Annotated in this window: 2 protein-coding genes; both read left to right on the top strand. The window is 73.5% G+C overall.

The window, feature by feature from the left end; translation table 11 throughout:
* Positions 1–648, top strand: a 648-nt coding sequence (locus VTU_RS0105365; protein ID WP_010101598.1) for a M16 family metallopeptidase, incomplete at its 5' end; no start/stop codon positions are given.
* On the top strand, positions 645–1131 hold a 487-nt coding region (gene rsmD / locus VTU_RS0105360; protein WP_010101597.1), incomplete at its 3' end, for a 16S rRNA (guanine(966)-N(2))-methyltransferase RsmD. The genes VTU_RS0105365 and rsmD, both read left to right, overlap by 4 nt.

The following is a 1131-nucleotide window of genomic DNA, read 5'->3' as shown; positions in this document are numbered from 1 at the left end:
ACGCTGGTGGCCACGCTGCTCGCGCGCCTGCCCGCGACCCCGGACTGCGCACCGCTGCCGGACGTGGGCGAGGTCGCGGCCCTGACCGCGCCCGCCGAGCAGCGCATCCCGTTCGCGTCGGCCCAGGCCCACGTGCTCATCGGCCAACCCGGTTTCCAGCGGCGCGACCCGGACTTTCTGGCGCTGCTGGTGGGCAACCACATTCTGGGCGGGGGCGGCTTCGTCTCGCGCCTGACGCATGCGCTGCGCGAACAGCGCGGCCTGAGCTACAGCGTCTACAGCTACTTTGCCCCCGGCCTGCACGCGGGGGCCTTCACCGTGGGCCTGCAGACCCGCCCCGACCAGGCCGCCGAGGCCGTCGAGGTTGCGCGCGCGCAGCTCGCCCGCTTCATCGCCGAAGGCCCCACCGAGGCCGAGCTGCGCGCCGCCAAGGACAACCTGGTCGGCGGCTTTGCGCTGCGCATCGACAGCAACAAGAAACTGCTCGGCAACGTGGCCAACATCGCCTGGAACGATCTGCCGCTGGACTATCTGGAACAGTGGAGCCAGAAGGTGCAGGCCCTGACCGTGGACGAGGTGCGCGCGGCCATGGCGCGCAAGCTCCAGCCCGAACGCATGGTGACCGTGGTGGTCGGGGGGCAGCCATGATCCACCCGGTGCGCGCTGCCCGGAGCGCAAGAAGCCTGGACGCTGCGCCGGCGGGTGCGATCCGCATCATCGGCGGGCAATGGAAGCGCACGCGGCTTCCCGTGGCCCGGCACCCCGGCCTGCGCCCCACACCCGACCGCGTGCGCGAAACCCTGTTCAACTGGCTCGGCCAGGACCTGCGCGGCTGGCGCTGCCTGGACGCCTTTGCCGGCACCGGCGCCCTGGGGCTGGAGGCCGCGTCGCGCGGCGCGGCGGCCGTGCAGTTGGTGGAGCGCGACGCCGCGCTGGTGGAGCGCCTGCACGGCCTGCAGCAGCGCCTGCGGGCGGACACCGTGCGCGTGCAGCGCGGCGACGGCATCGCCGCGCTGGAACGGGCGGCGCCTGCGAGCATCGACCTGGTGCTGCTCGATCCACCATTCGACAGCGCACTGTCCGGCCCCGCGCTGCGCTGCGCCACCCGCGCGCTGGCGGCCAGTGGCTTCA

This window comes from Verminephrobacter aporrectodeae subsp. tuberculatae At4 (assembly GCF_000193225.1).
Lineage (GTDB): Bacteria > Pseudomonadota > Gammaproteobacteria > Burkholderiales > Burkholderiaceae_C > Acidovorax > Acidovorax aporrectodeae.
This window is presented reverse-complemented; position numbering and strand designations above follow the sequence as displayed.